The organism is Allobosea spartocytisi, from assembly GCF_014764685.1.
Classification (GTDB): Bacteria; Pseudomonadota; Alphaproteobacteria; order Rhizobiales; family Beijerinckiaceae; genus Allobosea; species Allobosea spartocytisi.
In genome coordinates this window covers 1-17,904 of record NZ_JACXWY010000043.1, presented here as the reverse complement: position 1 = coordinate 17,904, position 17,904 = coordinate 1, and the positions used below count along the sequence as shown (strand labels likewise).

Below are 17,904 nucleotides of genomic sequence, written 5' to 3'. Positions count from 1 at the left end.
GGGCGGGACCGCAACCTCTTCCACAGTCAGCCCGGTGGCAAGAACCTCGTAGCCGGCCTTGGCCAGTGCGAGGGCGGCGCCGGCGCCGATGCCGCGCGTGCCGCCGGTGACGAGAGCGAATTTGGACGAAGTCGGCTGTGTCATGCGCCGGAGGCTAGAGTGCCGGCCGGGGCCGGGGAAGCGCGCGCGCCGCAAGCCGCCATGAGCCTGCGGCCTGCCTCACCTCATTGCCACCTGTATTTCAGCGAAAGCAGCGCGGTGCCGCGCGTCTCATAGTCGCTGGCGACCAGCGGCAGCTTGCGGGCGAGCGCGAGGTCGAAGGAGGCCTGCCAAGGCAGGTCCGCCGCCTTGGCGAGATCGACCGAGAGCTTGACCTCCGGCGTCAGCGCGGAATGAAAGCCGTCGCCCGCCGCGAAGACATAATTGCCGGCCATGCCGAGCTGGGTCGTCAGCATCAGATGCGGGAAGAGCTGTTGCCGATAGCCGATCGTGGCATCGCCGGTCTGCTCGGGATTGCCGCCCACCGCGCCGCCGCCACCGGTCGAGACGCCCCAGATCACGCCGGGATCGGTGGATGCGGGCCGTGCCCAGCGCCAGTCCAGGCGGGCGTCGCGCGAGGTGCCGGGCCCGGCCGGCGCGTTCAGGCTGGTCGAGAGCGAGAAGGCATCCTGGCCGAGCTTGAAGCCGACGGAACGGTCCTGATCCGCGCCCGTCATGGTCTCGCGCGCGGGGAAGCCCTTGCGGATGATGTCGACCGGGATGGGGGCGCGGGCGCGCAGATGGGCGCCGGACGCAGTGTCGGCGCGGCCGATCGCGGCCAGGGCCGGATTGAAGACGACGGCATCGGAATCCGCGACGACGGGCGCGGCCGCGTCCGTCCCATTGGCGTCGGGGTCGAGCAGGGCTCCCCGTGGGATCGGGAGCTGCACGGCGGCGTCCGCGCTTGCGTCCTGCGCCCAAACCGGGCTGCAAGACAGCATTCCTGCGAGGAAAAGCGCCGCCGATGCCGGTGCGGCGCTCCACATCATGATGATACGAGACACGTCGTTCGTCCTGTCGCTATGACGAGCGGCAGGACAGGCTAGGCGGCGAAATTGCCGATTTTGCGGCAGTGCAGCATAAACCGCCGGGCGAGACATTGCCCGAAAGCTGCGCTTCCCCCGCCGCCCCGAACCCGCTAGGAAGCGACCAGCCGGAGACCTTGGCCGAAAGCCACGGTTTCGGACGTTCTATCTGGAGAGCACAGGGGTCATCGCATGAGCAAGATCAAGGTCGCCAACCCGGTCGTCGACATGGACGGCGACGAGATGACCCGGATCATCTGGCAGAAGATCAAGGACACGCTGATCTTCCCCTATCTCGATCTCGAACTCGAATATTACGACCTCTCGGTCGAGAACCGCGACGCGACCGACGATCAGGTTACGATCGACGCCGCCAACGCCACCAAGAAGCACGGCGTTGCCGTGAAGTGCGCGACCATCACGCCGGACGAAGCCCGCGTGAAGGAGTTCAACCTGAAGCAGATGTGGAAGTCGCCGAACGGCACGATCCGCAACATCCTCGGCGGCGTGATCTTCCGCGAGCCGATCATCTGCAAGAACGTGCCGCGCCTCGTGCCGGGCTGGACTCAGCCGATCGTCATCGGCCGCCATGCCTATGGCGACCAGTACCGCGCGACCGACTTCAAATTCCCGGGCAAGGGCACGCTCTCGATCAAGTTCGTCGGCGAGGACGGCCAGGTGATCGAGAAGGAGGTCTTCAAGGCCCCCGACGCTGGCGTCGCCATGGCGATGTACAACCTCGACGACTCGATCCGCGACTTCGCGCGGGCCTCGCTGAATTACGGCCTGATGCGCAAGTACCCGGTCTATCTCTCGACCAAGAACACCATCCTCAAGACCTATGACGGCCGCTTCAAGGACATCTTCCAGGAGATCTACGAGAAGGAGTTCAAGGCCGAATTCGACAAGCTCGGCATCACCTACGAGCACCGCCTGATCGACGACATGGTCGCCTCGGCGATGAAGTGGTCGGGTGGCTATGTCTGGGCCTGCAAGAACTATGACGGCGACGTGCAGTCCGACACCGTGGCGCAGGGCTTCGGTTCGCTGGGCCTGATGACCTCGGTGCTGATGACGCCGGACGGCAAGACCGTCGAGGCCGAGGCCGCCCACGGCACGGTGACCCGCCACTATCGCGAGCACCAGAAGGGCAGGGAGACCTCGACCAACTCGATCGCCTCGATCTTCGCCTGGACGCGTGGCCTCGCTCATCGCGCCAAGCTCGACAACAATGCCGAGCTCGCGAAGTTCGCTGCGCTGCTCGAGAAGGTCACGGTCGATACGGTCGAGTCCGGCGACATGACCAAGGACCTCGCCCTGCTGGTCGGCCCCGACCAGAAGTTCCTCTCGACGACCGGCTTCCTCGAGAAGGTCAGCGAGAACATGAAGAAGGCGATGGCCGCCTGATCTCGGGCCCTATCGCAGCAAGCCATGCAGAGCCCGGCCGAAAGGCCGGGCTTTTTTCTGCACGGGAAGGCGAAGCGCGAGGTGGCCCTGAGGCTTCCCGGGTGGGGAGCGGGCGCTCATCGTGAACAGGATCAGGGCGCCTTTTCACCGAAAGCCGATACCGATGATCACATGAAGCCCGGATTGCGCGGCAGGTATCGCGTCCAAGTTCCATAACCGTGCGATGCCATCAGCAGCATCGGGAAGGTGATGCGCATGCCACGACTGACTGCGAGGCTCAGGGCGCTTTCGCATGTCCCGGGCAGGAACGCCGATATGTTCTCGCAGGATCGATCGGCCGCCATCTTCAATGCGGACGCAAAGGCGTCACCGAGAGCGTCGGCCTCCCTGACCGCGAGAGGTCCGATATGCCCGCTGGAACTGACATAGCAGTAGCCGACACAATCGCTGCCGGAGCAGAGCAAGACCCCTGTGGCAGCCGGGTCATTGAGCAGGTAGCGGTGATGCTTCTCTCGCGTGAAGCCGATCGCGCGGGAGTCGATTTCAGCCAGTTTTTCCATCGTCGCGGCATTGTCGTCGATCGGGATGCTACCGAATGGAGGCTCCCGCAATCCCTCCATCACCCGCTCTCGCGCCGCGCGGAACAAATAGATCGGCATCTTTGGAAAAAGCCCATGCCGGATGTAGAGGCCCTGCGAGACCCTGTTGAAGGTGAAAGTGATCAGGGCCTTGTGAGCCACGTCCGATTTCCGGGCATGTTCCAAGCTGCGTTTCAATAATTCATTCCCGATGCCACGACCCTGTTGGGCGGGATCGACGAATAGCTGGGCAAGAAACCACACATTCCCGCACACCCAACTCCAGACAAAACCGAGGATGTCATCGCCATCCTCCGCGATCCATAGGCCGTCAGGGTCGTTCCTGAGGGAGAACAGCTGAAAATTGGGCGCGCTTGGGGTCGCCATCAGACCGAAGCCATGGCGCGTGGTCAGATCGTTGATGCTGGCAACAACGAGGGCGTCTGCCGTCGCCAAATCCTGCGCTCGGGCGGGCCTGTAGACGAGTGACATCGGACAACTCCGTCAGAGCTATTCAAACAGGTCTTGGCATCGCGTGTCCGGCTAACAGAGCCAACAATATCGCGTCACGTTGCCGTCCGGTTGGGAAAATTCATGGCGAGATCCGCTGTGGACTCGCTCCAGCCATCCTGTGCGATCGCCGCGATTGGTCCCCAAAGGGGCGGACGCGGAAGCCGGTGCGCCCCGGTTCTGCGAAAGGGAGCGAGCCTTTCGTCGGACGTGCTCTCCTGTCCGGAAAGCCTGAGCAGGGGGCCATGGAGCGGCGGATCGCCGGCGACCAGGCTTCGGCCTGCGGGGGCTTTTTCGTTTGCGCCCTCGCGAGCCGTGAGTCCGCGGCAAGATTCGGAAACGAAATGGCCTTGGAAATGCCGGCTCGGCACCCAAAAAGCTGCACAGACCAGTTCTAGCAAGCAAGGCATGAACACAGGCTTTGCACTTGCCATGGGCGTTGTCGCCGGACTGCTGACAAATCTGTCGGCCGGGATCACCGTAGCCGGCCTCGTCTGGATGATGCTGATGGCGCTCCGCGAGGTCACACGTCAGTATTGAGACCCCGTAGAATGTGAGCCGTTGCGGAACGGGGACCGGGCCGCTTTGCGTTCCCGGAACGATCCGCACGAGCCGCAAACCACCGCATCGGGGTGGTCTCAGACGGGATTCATTCCACCTTGACGGGACGGCGGGCTAGAATGACGGGGCCGCTGACCGGCGCGTTCATCACATAGCGCAATTCGTAGACGCCCGGCTGCTCCGGCGCCTCCAATGTCGCCTCGACATTCTCGGCCGGGAAGAAGCGCGGCCCATCGGCCTCGGCCGGGGCGCCGGGCTGCACCAGCACGACGCGATCCTGCTCGCCGTTCGGGCCGATGCCGCGCACCGGCAGCGCCTGGCTATGGCCGACGCGCTCGGGGGCGGCCAGGGTCGCGCTCGGCTCGGTCGTGACGAACGGCTGGCGCAGCAGGATTTGGGGCGCGCCGTCCTTCTCGACGGTCAGCCGCAATTCGTAAGCGCCGACGGCTCCGGGCGTCTGCAGGGAGGGAACGGTGGTCTTCGGCTGAAGGACGACGATCGCCTTCTCGGCCGGATCGTCCGGGCGGGCGATGGCGAGACGTGCGCCCTGCGGCGCGTTGCTCAGGAAGACGCTGAGCGGGGTGCCGGCCATGATGCTGCGCGCCGCCGAGATCGCGGGCTGCGGCGGACGCGGGGCCGGCCTTTGCTGCTTCTGAGCTGATGCGACGGCCGGCCAAAGGCCGGCCGTGATCAGCACGACACGGCGGGAGAGGGCGCCTATGGCGGCACCGCTCTTCCGGGTCTGCATCAGCCCATCGCGGCCGCGACGGCGTCGAGCGCTTCCTGCGCCTTGCTGCCGTCCGGTCCGCCGGCCTGGGCCATGTCGCGGCGGCCGCCGCCGCCCTTGCCGCCGAGCTGCTCGGAGGCCGCGCGCACCAGCGCGACCGCATCGAAGCGCTCGGTCAGGTCGGGCGTGACGCCGACGACGACGCCGGCCTTCCCGTCATCGGCGACGCCGACGATGGCGACGACGCCGGAGCCGACGCGCGCCTTGGCCTCGTCGGCGAGGCTTTTGAGGTCCTTCATCTCGATGCCGGTGACGGCCCGCGCCAGGAGCTTGGCGCCGGCGATTTCCTGGATCGGTTCTTCGGCTGCGCCGCCGCCGCCCATGGCGAGCTTCTTGCGGGCCTCGGTCAATTCACGATCGAGCTTGCGACGCTCCTCGATCAACGCGGCCAGACGGTTTCCGGCCTCCGAGGCCGGGACCTTGAGCAGGCTCGCGAGCCCATCGAGCAGGCGCGATTCCTCGTTGAGGCGCAGGCGGGCGCCATTGCCGGTCATGGCTTCGAGACGGCGGACACCCGCCGCCACCGCGCCTTCGCCGACGATGCTGACGAGGCCGATGTCGCCGGTGCGCGCCGCATGGGTGCCGCCGCAGAGCTCGACCGAATAGGCCTTGCCGGCCGGGTTCGTGCCCATCGCGACGACGCGGACCTCGTCGCCGTATTTCTCGCCGAAGAGGGCGCGCGCGCCCGATTCGATCGCCTCGTCGACGCTCATCAGCCGGGTCGTGACCGGTTCGTTCTTCAGCACGATCGCATTGGCGATCTCCTCGACCTCGCGCAATTCCTCGGCGCTGATGGGCTTGGGATGCGAGAAGTCGAAGCGCAGCCGGTCGGGCGAGACCAGCGAGCCCTTCTGCGCGACATGGTCGCCGAGGACGAGGCGCAGCGCCTCGTGCAGCAGATGCGTCGCCGAATGGTTGGCGCGGATCGCGGTGCGGCGCTCATGATCGACGATCAGCTCGACGGCAGCGCCGAGCTTCAATTCGCCTTCCTTGACCGTGACGCTATGGGCGAAGACATCGCCGAGCTTCTTCTGGACGTCGGAGACCTCGACGACCGTGCCCGGCGCCTTGACCACGCCGGCATCGCCGACCTGGCCGCCGGACTCGCCGTAGAACGGCGTCTGGTTGACCAGCATGAAGCCGCTCTCGCCGGCCTTGAGGGACTGGACCTCGGCATTGTCGCGGATCAGCGCGGTGACCACGCCCTCGGCAATCTCGGTGTCGTAGCCGAGGAACTCGGTCGCGCCGAGCCTGTCGCGCAGCGGGTACCAGAGCGTCTCGGTCGCGGCCTCGCCGGAGCCGGACCAGGCGGCGCGCGCCTTGGCCTTCTGCTGCTGCATGGCGGCGTCGAAGCCCTCGACATCGACCGTGATCTCGCGAGCGCGCAGCGCGTCCTGCGTGAGGTCGAGCGGGAAGCCGTAGGTGTCATAGAGCGTGAACGCGACGTCGCCCTTGAGGCTCTGGCCGGCGGTCAGGTCCCTGGAGGCGTCGTCGAGCAGCGAGAGGCCGCGCGCCAGCGTGGTGCGGAAACGGGTTTCCTCCAGCTTCAGCGTCTCGGTGATCAGCGCCTCGGCGCGGACGAGCTCCGGATAGGCCCGGCCCATCTCGCGGGTCAGCACCGGCACGATCCTGTGCAGCAGCGGCTCCTTGGCGCCGAGGAGCTGCGCGTGCCGCATGCCGCGGCGCATGATCCGGCGCAGCACATAGCCGCGGCCCTCATTGGAGGGCAGCACGCCGTCGGCGATCAGGAAGGCGGAGCAGCGCAGATGGTCGGCGATGACGCGGTGGCTCGCCTTCATCGGCCCGTCGGCGGGGACCGAGGTCAGGTCGGCGATGGCGCCGATCAGGGCCCGGAACAGGTCGATATTGTAGTTGTCATGCGTGCCCTGGAGCACGGCCGCGACGCGCTCCAGCCCCATGCCGGTGTCGATCGAGGGGCGGGGCAGGTCGGTCCTGATGCCGCCCGCGGCCTCCTCGTATTGCATGAAGACGAGGTTCCAGATCTCGATGAAGCGGTCGCCATCCTCCTCGGGCGAGCCGGGCGGCCCGCCCCAGATATGGTCGCCATGGTCGTAGAAGATCTCGGAGCAGGGGCCGCAGGGGCCGGTATCGCCCATGCGCCAGAAATTGGCCGAGGTCGGGATGCGGATGATCTTGTCGTCGGTCAGGCCGGCGATCTTCTTCCAGAGGGCATGCGCCTCGTCGTCCTCGGAATAGACGGTGACGAGGAGCTTGTCCTTGGGCAGCTCGAACTCGCGCGTGACCAGCGTCCAGGCGTGGGTGATCGCCTGTTCCTTGAAATAGTCGCCGAAGGAGAAGTTCCCCAGCATCTCGAAGAAGGTGTGGTGGCGGGCGGTGTAGCCGACATTGTCGAGGTCGTTGTGCTTGCCGCCGGCGCGCACGCATTTCTGCGCCGTGGTGGCGCGGGAATAGGGACGCTTCTCCTGACCGGTGAAGACGTTCTTGAACTGCACCATGCCCGAATTGGCGAACATCAGCGTCGGGTCGTTGCGCGGCACGAGCGGGCTCGACGGCACGACCTCGTGGCCCTGAGACTTGAAGTAGTCGAGGAAGGTCGACCGGATATCGTTGACGCCGCTCATCGGTTCTTGCGCTTTTCAACACGGGCAGGGCCGGGCTGGCGCCCGGCGGGAACGACCGGTTCTAGTCAGGCCGCTCGCGCCTGTCCAGAAAGCTCGTTGCAGCGCACCGCGCGCAAGGTCTTATCGGCAAACGAAAACGGGCGGCCTGAAGGCCGCCCGCTTGATCGAACGTCATTCTCGGGCGGAGCGAAGCCCAGACTCGAGAAGCTCTCTCAGGATAGGTCGCCCCATTCGGCCTGAGATGCTCGGGTCAAGCCCGAGCATGACGGCATTGGTTGTCTCAGGCTTCGCCTTCGTCAAGATCGTCCGCGGTCGGGTCCGCCTGATCGAGAATGCGCTCGGCGACCAGACCGGAATTCTGGCGGATCGTGGCCTCGATCTTGGCGGCCATGTCCGGATTTCCCTTCAGGAAGGTCTTGGCGTTCTCGCGGCCCTGGCCGAGGCGCTGGCTGTCGAAGGAGAACCAGGCGCCCGACTTCTCGACCATGCCGGCCTTGACGCCGAGGTCGATCAGTTCGCCGACCTTCGAGATGCCCTCGCCGAACATGATGTCGAACTCGACCTGCTTGAAGGGCGGCGCGACCTTGTTCTTGACGACCTTGACGCGGACCTGATTGCCGGTCGCCTCGTCGCGCTCCTTCAGCGTCGAGACGCGGCGGATGTCGAGGCGCACCGAGGCATAGAATTTGAGCGCGTTGCCGCCGGTGGTGGTCTCCGGGCTACCGTACATCACGCCGATCTTCATGCGGATCTGATTGATGAAGATCACCATGCAGTTCGAGCGCGAGATCGAGGCGGTGAGCTTGCGCAGCGCCTGGCTCATCAGGCGGGCCTGCAGGCCGGGCTGGACATCGCCCATCTCGCCCTCGATCTCGGCGCGGGGCGTGAGCGCGGCGACCGAGTCGACCACGAGCACGTCGATGGCACCGGAGCGCACGAGGGTATCGGTGATCTCGAGCGCCTGCTCGCCGGTGTCGGGCTGGGAGATCAGCAGGTCGTCGAGATTGACGCCGAGCTTGCGGGCATAGACCGGGTCGAGCGCATGCTCGGCATCGACGAAGGCGCAGACGCCGCCCTTCTTCTGGGCTTCGGCGATGGTATGCAGCGCCAGCGTGGTCTTGCCCGAGGATTCCGGCCCATAGATCTCGATGACGCGCCCCCTGGGCAAGCCGCCGACGCCGAGCGCGATGTCGAGCCCGAGCGAACCCGTGGAGATCGTCTCGATCTCGATCGAAGGCGAGTTCTTGCCGAGCCGCATGATCGAGCCCTTGCCGAAGGCACGTTCGATCTGGGAGAGCGCCGCATCGAGCGCCTTGGCCTTGTCCATCGAGGAGCCTTCCACGAGCTTGAGATTTGCCTGATTCACGGTTCGGGCTCCTTATGGCAGGGCTGCAGAGACATCTCAATGCGTCTTGACAGGAGAATGGTCACGCTTTGTTCCTGTCGGCAAGTTCTTTTTTTGTTCCCGTTGCGGGTATGGTGACAGGAGATGTCATGAGCCCGCTCTGACCAAGGGGACAAATGGGCGATCCGCGCGGCAACCGGACATTGGGAGATCGCCCGGATCCGGTCGCTTCTCGCTCCTGCCGCCCAAGCCTCGAAGCCGTGGCCGGAGGACGACGCTTACAAGCCTGCGGGCCACTGGCCATAAACTCGCCCTTAACCTTGATCGGGCATTTCCTCGGACCAGTGAGTGGCTTCGCGCGGGCTGTACCTGCTGCGGCGCGAGGGTGGCAAACCATGCGGCTGATCGTCGGCACAATCATCGTCTTCGTCTGCGTCTTCGGTAGCTACGCGGCGATGGGCGGCCACCTCGAGGTCCTCTGGCAGCCCTTCGAGTTTGTCATCATCCTCGGTGCAGCGATCGGTGCCTTCGTCATCGGCAACCCCGCGCCGGTGCTCAAGGCCGTGCCCGCCATGCTCGGCTCGCTCATGAAGGGCGCCAAGTACAAGCAGGAATGCTACGTCGAACTGCTGGGGATGCAGTATTCATTGTACAAGCTCGTGAAGCAGAAGGGCATGCTCGCGGTCGAGCAGCACATTGAAAATCCGAGCGAATCGACGCTGTTCAACGCCTTTCCGACTTTTGCGGCGAACCATCACGCGGTCGAGTTCGTCTGCGACTACATGCGCATGTTGACGATGGGCGCCAACAACGTCCACGAGATGGACGCTCTCATGGACGAGGAACTGGAGACGCACCACCAGGAGCAGGAGCGTGTCGTTGCGGCCATGCAGTCGCTTGCCGACGGAACTCCGGCGCTCGGCATCGTCGCCGCCGTGCTCGGCGTGATCAAGACGATGGGGGCGATCACCGAGCCGCCGGAGGTGCTGGGACATCTGATCGGCGGCGCGCTCGTCGGCACCTTCTTCGGCGTCTTCGTCGCCTACGGCTTCTTCGGGCCCATGGCGCAGTCGCTCAAGGGCATCTATGAGGCGGAAGCCAAATACTACCTTTCGCTCAAGGCGGGTCTGCTCGCCCATATCGCCGGCCAGCCGCCGGTGATGGCGGTCGAATTCGCCCGCAAGGCTCTGATGAGCGACGTCCGCCCGACCTTCAGCGAAGTGGAAGCGGCGACCGCCGGCCTGCCCGCCTAGATCTGACACAATCTCCAGCAGGCACTCGATGACCAAGCCCGTCCAGCCGATCATCATCAAGAAGGTCAAGAAGGCCGCTCATGCGCACCATGGCGGCGCCTGGAAGATCGCCTATGCGGACTTCGTGACCGCCATGATGGCGTTCTTCCTGCTGATGTGGCTGATCAGCATGACGACGCAGGAGCAGAAGATCGGCCTGGCGGAATACTTCGCGCCAGCGGCTGCGAGTCTTTCAACCAGTGGCGCTGGCAGCGTCCTGATGGGCAGTGCCCTGGACAAGGCCGGCAACAGGTCGTCGGTGCCCCGCGACGCCGCGAGGGGTACGACCGGGCAGGACGACAAAGCGCGTCCGACCAATTCGGGCCACGCCAGCGACCGCGAGGCGAACCGCCCGTCTGCCGGCGTGCAAGCCAATTACAGCGCCATCGCCAGCCTCCGGCAGGCGATCCAGAGCATGCCCGAAATTGCCGAGCTGTCGCGCAACATCGTGATCGAGCCGACCAAGGAGGGGCTGAACGTTTCCCTCGTGGATGAGAACGGCCGCGCCATGTTCCCCGAGGGCTCGGTCCAGCCCTACCAGCACACCCGTCTCGTGCTGGAGGCGCTCGCGCCCACCCTGCGCCGGATGCCCAACCAACTGTCTGTCGCCGGCCACACGGCCGCCACGAGCCCGGGCGCGGTGCCGGCCGTCGATTCCTGGAGCCTCACCGCCGGGCGCGCGCTCGCCGTGCGCGAGATCCTGTCGGGTGCCGGGCTTCCCAGCAACCGCTTCACGTCCGTGGTGGGACGCGCCGACACCGAGCCGCTTTTCGTCGAGAATCCCTACATCCCGCCGAACCGACGGGTGACGATCACGCTGCTCAATGCGGAGCCACCGCTGCCCCCGGGCGCCCGTCCCTGACGGGCTAGGCACCATCGAAACGATGCTCGGTGCCAATTGTGGGTTTAAGACAAACCACGCCGTCTGATCGGAGCATAAAATCCGCTGGATGAAGCAGGATTGGCCCGCCCCGCCGTTGGGCCCGATCAGCCCATCGCCGCCTTCACCGTCTCGACGAGCTGCTTCATGGTGAAGGGCTTGGGCAGGAAGTGGAAGCTCTCGCCCTCGGGCAGGTTCTTGCGGAAGGCTTCCTCGGCATAGCCGGAGACGAAGACGACCTTGGTGTTCGGATTGCGCTGGCGCAATTCGCCGAGCAGGGTCGGGCCGTCCATTTCCGGCATCACGACATCGGAAACGACGAGGTCGATGTTGCCGTCCTTCTGCAGGAAGATGTCGAGCGCCTCGACGCCCGAGGCGGCCTCGTGGACGGTATAGCCGCGCGAGACCAGCATGCGGGCGTTGAGCGCACGCACCGCGTCCTCGTCCTCGACCAGCAGGATGACGCCGGCACCGGTGTGGTCGGCGGCGAGCTTCTTCGGCGCCTCCTTGGCGGCGGCTTCGGCGGCGATCTCCTCTTCGCTCGGGACATGGCGCGGCAGGAAGATCTGGAAGGCCGTGCCCTTGCCGACGGTGGAGTCGACGAAGACGTAGCCGCCCGTCTGCTTGACGATGCCGTAGACCATGGAGAGGCCCAAGCCCGTGCCCTTGCCGACCTCCTTGGTGGTGAAGAAGGGTTCGAAGATCTTGTCGAGATGCTCCTGCGGGATGCCGGTGCCGCTGTCCTCGACCTCGAGCAGCACGTAATCGTCGATCGGCAGCGCCTCGTGGCCGAAGCTCACGCAATCCTCGCGGGCGACGTTGCGGGTGCGCACGGTCAGCTTGCCGCCGTCGGGCATGGCGTCGCGGGCGTTGACGGCGAGGTTGACGATGACCTGCTCGAGCTGGCCGAGATCGGCCTTGACCGGCCAGAGATCGCGGCCCTGGCGGACGTCGAGCGTGACCTTGTCGGCGACGACCCGCTTCAGCATCAGCGAGAGATCCGAGAGCACCTCGCCGAGCTCCAGCACCTGCGGACGCAGGGTCTGGCGGCGCGAGAAAGCGAGCAGCTGCCGCACCAGCGCCGCGGCGCGGTAGGCGTTCTGCTTGATCTGCATGATGTCCGGGAAGGACGGGTCGGTCGGCCGGTGGCTGGCGAGCAGGAACTCGGAGGCGTTGATGATGACCTGCAGCACGTTGTTGAAGTCGTGCGCGATGCCGCCGGCGAGCTGGCCGACGGCCTGCATCTTGCCGGCCTGGTCCATGTTGTCGCGCAGCTTGCGCTCGGCGGTGGTTTCCAGCGCGTAGACGATGGCGCGCTCGCCATCGCCGTCCTCGGAGGCGGCGACGGGCGAGAGATAGAGCCTCGCCGAGCGGCCATCCTCGCCCGAGAGCGTCACGTCGAGCGGGCTTGCCCCCGAAACGCCCTCCATCGTCTCGATCATCGCCTTGTCCAGGCCGGAGCCCGGTGCGGCGAGATCCTGGATCGTCACGACCTGTACGCCGGCCGGGACCAGCCGGGCGAAGGCGGCGTTGGAGCGCAGAATCGCGCCGGCCTTGTCGACGGTGGCGATCGCCATCGGCGTCGAGTGGAAGAAGCGCGCGAAGCGGACCTCGGCATCGCTGCGGCTATCGGCACCGGCCTCGCCGGCGGCGCGGTTGAGGACCAGGGTGCGCGAGGGGCCGGCGCGGCCGTCCTGACCGAAGGCGACCTGATGGTGCAGGCGCACCGGCAGGGGAGAGCCGTTGCGGCGCTTGAGGTCGAGATCGAGCACCTCGACGCGGACATCGCCGGGCTGGCCGCGGATCGCCTGAATGAGGGCGGCGGCGGCCGGCGTGCAGATATCGTCGAGATGCAGGCCGCCCGAGCCGAAGCGGGCGAGGTCGAAATCGAGCCAGCCTGACAGCGTCGCGTTGAGATAGGAGACCTCGCCGTCGGCGTCGATCGAGACGAAACCGGCGGGCGCATGGTCGAGATAGTCGATGGCGTGCTGGAGCTCCTGGAAGGCGTTCTCCTGCCGCTCGCGCTCGGGGGTGACGTCGGAGACGGTCCAGAGCGTCGCGGTCGAGGTCTCGCGGCGCACCGGCGCGACGCGGACGCGATACCAGCCGACCTCACCGCGCCCGTTGAGCGCGGGTTCCAGCCGGACCTCCTCGACGAGGCGGCGGTTCTCGCGCGCGGCGGTGGCGAGCCGGTAGATCGCTTCGGAGACGTCGGCGCGGCCGGTGAGCAGCCGGCCGACCGGCTTCAGATCGTTGGCGCCGGTTGCGCCCGCGAGGCCGAGATAGGCCTCGTTGGCATAGACGATGTCGTTCTCGCCCTCGGTGACGACGATGCCGTCATCGGCGCCGTCGACGATGGTCTTGGTGAGGTCGTTGCGCGCGGCGCGGCCGGAGAACTGGATCAGGCCGATCGCATAGGCGAAGAGGCCGAAGACGCCGACGACGGAGAGGATGGCGAGCAGGCCGAGGATCAGCGGCTGGGCCCATTCGTTGGCGATGAAGCCGAGCGCGATCGCCGCGCCGACGAGCAGGCCGGCGACGAGCAGGATGACGCCGATATGCCCCGGCTTGTCGGAGCGATCGATCGCGCTGGTGGCCGTGCTTCCGCTCATTGCGGTCAAGTCCGTTTCCTTGCTGCCGTGCCCGTCCGGCGGGGAGAAGACTGGCGGCTTAGGTTCATTCGCATCCGCTGTCGAGTTAGGCGCGGCGGCCCTTCAGGCGCAAGACGTAACCGATGACTTCGGCGACAGCCTGATAGTGTTCGACAGGAATTTCTTCGTCGATGCCGACCGTCGCGTGGAGCGCGCGGGCGAGCGGCGGATTCTCGACGATCGGGACGTGGTGCTCGCCCGCGACCTCGCGGATCTTGAGCGCGACGGCATCGACCCCCTTGGCGAGGCAGAGCGGTGCGGCCATGCCGGGCTCGTATTGCAGCGCCACCGCGAAGTGGGTCGGGTTGGTGATGATGACCGTCGCCTTGGGCACAGCCGCCATCATGCGCTTGCGCACGCGCTGGCTGCGGATCTGGCGCAGCTTGGCCTTGATCTCGGGATTGCCCTCGGAGTTCTTGAACTCCTGCTTGAGCTCCTCCTTCGTCATCTTCTGGCGCTGGTACCAGGAAAAGCGCTGCCAGACGAAGTCGCCGATGGCGATGACGGCGAAAAGCGCCAGCACCGCGCCCATGAGCTGGATCGCCAGTGAGAGCGCCGCCGGCATCAGCGCGGACACGTTCATCTCGGCGAAGGCTTCCAGCCGGTCGTGCTGGTTCCAGAGCGTGTACCAGATCACGATGCCGATCAGCGTCGTCTTGGCGAGGCCCTTGGCGAAGTTGACCCAGGCCTCCTTGCCGAACAGCCGCTTGAGGCCGGCCATCGGCGAGATGCGGTCGAATTTCGGCATCAGCGGCTCGAAGGTCCAGAGCAGCTTGTGCTGGATGAACGCGCCGGCCAGGCCCGCGCAGAGGATGAAGGCGAAGGGCAGGCCGAGCGCCATGAAGCCGGTCAGCACGCCTTGCCGCGTCACCTGCATGAAGGCGGCGCCGTCGGGCGGAACCTGATGGGCGTTCATCAGGAAGCCGCGCAGCGAGAGCATGGCGTCGCGTGCCGACCAGCCGGCAGCGACCAACAGCGACAGCGTGAAGCCGCAGAGCACGAAGAAGGTACCGATCTCCTGCGATTTGGGGACGTCGCCTTTCTCCGTGGCTTCGTCCAGCTTTCGCTGGGTCGGGTCCTCTGTCCTGTCTTCCTTGTCGGAGTCGTCCGCCATCCCGCGCTAGCCCCCGGTGAACTGGCGCAGGAAGACGCCGAGCCCGTTCATGAAGACGCTCATCATCACGCCGAGGACGACGAGCAGCATCAGCATGCCGCCGAAGATCGAGGCCGGCACGGCGAGGAAGAAGACCTGGAGCTGTGGCATCATCCGCGCCAGCACGCCCAGCCCTAGATTGAAGAGCAGGCCGAAGACGATGAAGGGCGCCGCGATCTGCACCGCCAGCGCGAAGCCCTGCGCCGTGGAGCGCACGGCGAGCGTCATCACATCGGTCAGATCCGGCGCACCGCCGGGCGGCAGCAGGCGGTAGCTCTCGTGGATCGCGGCGATGGCGATGTGGTGCAGGTCGCTGGTGAGGATCAGCGTGATGCCGAGCATCGTCAGGAAGTTGCCGATCGAGGGGTTCTGGTTGCCGCCGGTGGGGTCGACCGTCATGGCGAAGCCGAGGCCCATGGACTGGGCGACGATGGTGCCGGCCGTCTGGAGCGCCGCCATCACCAGCCGGGCGCAGACGCCGATGACCAGCCCGATCAGCAATTCGCCGATCAGCAGCGTGGCCAGGGCGGGGAGGGTCTCCGGGATCTGCAGCGAGGGACGCGCCATCGGCAGGATCATCAGCGCGATGAAGAAGGCGAGCGAGAGCCGGGCGCGCGAGAAGATGAAGCGCTCGCCGATGCCGGGCATGAGCATGACCAGCGTGCCGACCCGCGCGAAGACGAGCACGAACAGCGCGCCGATCTGGGGCAGGATCGCGATCTGCATCGTGCCGCGGTCATCCTCGCGCCGGAATGGACGCCGCTGGACGGCACCACCGGCGAGGGCGGGGCGCAGCCGCGGCAGGTTCATCCGCCCGTGGCGATTCGGACGGCGACCCGTCCCATATAACCTGCCAGCGCGTCTCCCATGAACGGAAGAAGCAGGAGCAGCGAAGCGAAGACGGCGAGAATCTTCGGGACGAAGACCAGCGTCTGCTCCTGGATCTGGGTCAGCGCCTGCACCAGCGAGACGACGAGGCCGACGAGCAGCGCGACCGCCATCAGCGGGCCGCCGACCTTGAGGAAGACGACGATGCCGTCGCGGGCGATGTCGAGGATGGCTCCGGAAGTCATGGTTTCGATCCGTCCCCGCCGTCAGACCGGCATCCGCATGATGTCTTCATAGGCCGCGATGACGCGGTCGCGCACCGCCACCAGTGTCTCGATCGCGGTCTCGCTTTCGGCCACCGCCGTGACGACATCGACCACGTCGGCACGGCCGGCGGCGACGCTCGCCGTCTGGACGTCGGCCTTGCGGCCGGCCTCGGCCGTGGAATCGAGCGCCTTGCCGAGCAGCGCGGAGAAGTCCGGGCCGCCCGCTTCCGCGCCGCCGATGCCGGCGGCGGGTTTCTTCATCAGATTGCCGGCGCCCAATCCCCCGATCGAGGCATAGGCGCCTGCAGCGAAGCCCGGTGTAGCCATGGCGGTTCAGTCTCCTTCTGGAGGCGCGCTGTTCAGGCGCGCAGGATGTCGATGGTGCGCTGGATCATCCGCCGGGTGGAGGAGATCAGGTTCAGGTTGGCCTCGTAGCTGCGCTGGGCCTCGCGCATGTCGACCATCTCGACCAGCGAATTGACGTTCGGCATCTGCACGTTGCCGCTGGCGTCGGCGGCCGGGTTGCCGGGCTCGTGCTTGACGCGGAAGGCGCTGGGGTCGCGCTGGACGCGGCCGAGCGCGACCGTCTGGGCATCGAGCTCGCGGTCGAAATGGCGCTGGAAGCTCGGCACCTTGCGGCGATAGGGGTCGGCGCCGGCGCGCTCCGGCCCGGAATCGGCGTTGGCGATGTTCTCGGCGATGACGCGCATGCGCCCCGACTGGCTGCGCAGGCCGGAGGCGGCGATGGCGAGGCTCTTCATCAATTCCATGAGATGCTCCCTCCGCGATCGCTGCTTCAGCGGCCCTTGCCGATCGCGATCTTCATCAGGCCGAGGCCCTTGCTGTAGAGCGAGGCGGCGAGCTGGTAGTCGGACTGGTTCTGGGCGACCTTCATCATCTCGTCCTCGAGGTTGACGGCGTTGCCGTTCGGGGTCGTCTCGAAGCGCGGGGCGCCGGTGCTGTCGAAGCCACCCTTGCCGCCGGTCAGGCTCATATGTCCGGCGCTGGTGCGGGCGAGCGCCACGCCGCCCCGGTCGAAGCCCGGCGGCTTCAGGTCGACGGGGCGGAAGCCCGGGCTGTCGGCATTGGCGACGTTCTCGGACAGCACCTTTTGCCGCGACTGCTGGTAATGCATGCGCAGCTTGAGGGCCTGCATGAGGCCGCCGCCGATGTTCAAGCCGTCATTCGCCATGGCTGCCGCCTCGCAGGGGCGGGCCCGCATGGCCGCCTCACTGGGCAAATCTTGCCGGGCTCATGGTTAAGAAGGCGTTAAACGCATCGCCTTTCGGATAACCGGTTAACCACGCGTTCACCATGTTTCCCGTTAAGGAAAGCGTTATGCTATAGCCAAGGTGTTGAACCTTGAGCGGAACTTCTGCCGCCCAGGGCGGCCGTCGCGGAAGAGGCAGACCTTGCAGAGCTTGTTCGGATTGGAACTCACGACCGCACAGAAGGTGATCGTCGCCTCCGTGGTCATCCTGGTACTTCTTGCCCTGCTCGGCCTGTTCGTTCGGCAGATACAGGGTGGGCGCCTCAGGATGCGCGGGCAGGCCGGCGGTCGGCAGCGCCAGCCACGGCTGGGCATCGTCGATACCTATGATCTCGACCGGCAGCGCCAGCTCGTGCTGATCCGCCGCGACAATGTCGAGCATCTCATCATGCTCGGCGGGGCCTCCGATGTCGTCGTGGAGACCAATATCCTGCGCAGCGGTGCGCGCGCCACGGCTCCCTCCTATAGCGAGGGCGCGGCGCCCGACAGGCCGCTGCCGCCCTTCGAGACGCTGGTGCCGCCGAGTGAGCCTGCGCTACGGGCCGGTGACGAGATTCGTCGCGGTGCTGCGGTTTCCGCCAGCCCCGACGTCCTGCCCCCGTTGCCCACCCGCCACGCCCAGACGCATGCCGAGGCCGTCACTGCAGCGAGCGCGGGCGTCGCGGCCGCGCTCGGCCTTGAGGAGGTCGGCGCGGCCGCTGCGCCCACG

At 66.5% G+C, this 17,904-nt stretch carries 16 protein-coding genes and 1 pseudogene; 5 read left to right on the top strand and 12 right to left on the bottom strand.

Features of this window, described 5'->3' with window-relative positions; translation table 11 throughout:
- Positions 1-224 precede the first annotated feature (224 nt).
- Complete coding sequence (locus tag IED13_RS27960; RefSeq protein ID WP_191126075.1) at positions 225-929, bottom strand: hypothetical protein; 705 nt, start codon at positions 927-929, stop codon at positions 225-227.
- A gap of 327 nt (positions 930-1,256) precedes the next feature.
- Between IED13_RS27960 and IED13_RS27955 the strand changes: the two genes are divergently transcribed.
- Positions 1,257-2,471 (top strand): NADP-dependent isocitrate dehydrogenase, encoded by a 1,215-nt coding sequence (locus tag IED13_RS27955; RefSeq protein WP_038358662.1) that lies wholly within the window; start codon positions 1,257-1,259, stop codon positions 2,469-2,471.
- A gap of 167 nt (positions 2,472-2,638) precedes the next feature.
- On the opposite strand, the gene IED13_RS27950 is transcribed toward IED13_RS27955, so the two are convergent.
- Complete coding sequence (locus IED13_RS27950) at positions 2,639-3,541, bottom strand: GNAT family N-acetyltransferase (protein WP_191126074.1); 903 nt, start codon at positions 3,539-3,541, stop codon at positions 2,639-2,641.
- Between the two features lie 426 nt (positions 3,542-3,967).
- Here IED13_RS27950 and IED13_RS29130 point away from each other — a divergent pair, with 426 nt between their 5' ends.
- The gene (locus IED13_RS29130) at positions 3,968-4,099 is read left to right on the top strand and encodes a hypothetical protein (RefSeq protein ID WP_260368347.1); all 132 of its coding nucleotides are present in this window, start codon (positions 3,968-3,970) and stop codon (positions 4,097-4,099) included.
- Positions 4,100-4,208: 109 nt separating this feature from the next.
- Here IED13_RS29130 and IED13_RS27945 read toward each other — a convergent pair whose 3' ends face one another.
- The 3 genes from IED13_RS27945 to recA all read right to left on the bottom strand — a co-directional run bounded on the left by IED13_RS27945 (position 4,209) and on the right by recA (position 8,837).
- On the bottom strand, positions 4,209-4,868 hold the full coding sequence (locus IED13_RS27945; protein ID WP_191126073.1) for a hypothetical protein: 660 nt from the start codon (positions 4,866-4,868) through the stop codon (positions 4,209-4,211).
- The gene (gene alaS / locus IED13_RS27940; protein WP_113254693.1) at positions 4,868-7,510 is read right to left on the bottom strand and encodes an alanine--tRNA ligase; all 2,643 of its coding nucleotides are present in this window, start codon (positions 7,508-7,510) and stop codon (positions 4,868-4,870) included. The genes IED13_RS27945 and alaS overlap by 1 nt, the downstream gene beginning before the upstream one ends.
- 280 nt (positions 7,511-7,790) lie before the next feature.
- Positions 7,791-8,837 carry a recombinase RecA gene (recA, locus tag IED13_RS27935; protein ID WP_112765288.1) on the bottom strand — a complete coding sequence of 349 codons (1,047 nt, stop codon included), beginning with the start codon at positions 8,835-8,837 and terminating at the stop codon, positions 7,791-7,793.
- Positions 8,838-9,250: 413 nt separating this feature from the next.
- Between recA and motA the strand changes: the two genes are divergently transcribed.
- Both motA and IED13_RS27925 read left to right on the top strand, forming a co-directional pair.
- A complete protein-coding gene (gene motA, locus IED13_RS27930) occupies positions 9,251-10,108 on the top strand; it encodes a flagellar motor stator protein MotA (protein WP_112765282.1) in 858 nt (285 codons plus the stop codon).
- 28 nt (positions 10,109-10,136) lie between these two features.
- A complete protein-coding gene (locus tag IED13_RS27925) occupies positions 10,137-11,009 on the top strand; it encodes a flagellar motor protein MotB (RefSeq protein ID WP_133563257.1) in 873 nt (290 codons plus the stop codon).
- Positions 11,010-11,134: 125 nt separating this feature from the next.
- Here the strand turns inward: IED13_RS27925 and cckA are convergent, their stop codons facing one another.
- From cckA to IED13_RS27890, 7 genes are all read right to left on the bottom strand, one after another.
- On the bottom strand, positions 11,135-13,639 hold the full coding sequence (gene cckA / locus IED13_RS27920) for a cell cycle histidine kinase CckA (RefSeq protein WP_191126072.1): 2,505 nt from the start codon (positions 13,637-13,639) through the stop codon (positions 11,135-11,137).
- Between the two features lie 85 nt (positions 13,640-13,724).
- Positions 13,725-14,792: a flagellar biosynthesis protein FlhB gene (gene flhB, locus IED13_RS27915; RefSeq protein ID WP_038358649.1), complete on the bottom strand. Its 1,068-nt coding sequence runs from the start codon at positions 14,790-14,792 to the stop codon at positions 13,725-13,727.
- Positions 14,793-14,798: 6 nt separating this feature from the next.
- The gene (fliR, locus tag IED13_RS27910; RefSeq protein ID WP_038359952.1) at positions 14,799-15,557 is read right to left on the bottom strand and encodes a flagellar biosynthetic protein FliR; all 759 of its coding nucleotides are present in this window, start codon (positions 15,555-15,557) and stop codon (positions 14,799-14,801) included.
- Between the two features lie 80 nt (positions 15,558-15,637).
- Positions 15,638-15,904: a flagellar biosynthesis protein FliQ gene (gene fliQ / locus IED13_RS27905; RefSeq protein WP_038358647.1), complete on the bottom strand. Its 267-nt coding sequence runs from the start codon at positions 15,902-15,904 to the stop codon at positions 15,638-15,640.
- Positions 15,905-15,925: 21 nt separating this feature from the next.
- Positions 15,926-16,252 (bottom strand): flagellar hook-basal body complex protein FliE, encoded by a 327-nt coding sequence (gene fliE, locus IED13_RS27900; protein ID WP_038358645.1) that lies wholly within the window; start codon positions 16,250-16,252, stop codon positions 15,926-15,928.
- A gap of 32 nt (positions 16,253-16,284) precedes the next feature.
- Positions 16,285-16,695 carry a flagellar basal body rod protein FlgC gene (flgC, locus tag IED13_RS27895; RefSeq protein ID WP_038358643.1) on the bottom strand — a complete coding sequence of 137 codons (411 nt, stop codon included), beginning with the start codon at positions 16,693-16,695 and terminating at the stop codon, positions 16,285-16,287.
- Positions 16,696-16,721: 26 nt separating this feature from the next.
- Positions 16,722-17,117: a flagellar basal body rod protein FlgB gene (locus tag IED13_RS27890; RefSeq protein ID WP_038358641.1), complete on the bottom strand. Its 396-nt coding sequence runs from the start codon at positions 17,115-17,117 to the stop codon at positions 16,722-16,724.
- A gap of 220 nt (positions 17,118-17,337) precedes the next feature.
- Here IED13_RS27890 and IED13_RS27885 point away from each other — a divergent pair.
- Positions 17,338-17,904, top strand: a pseudogene (locus IED13_RS27885) (flagellar biosynthetic protein FliO); the annotation flags it as partial.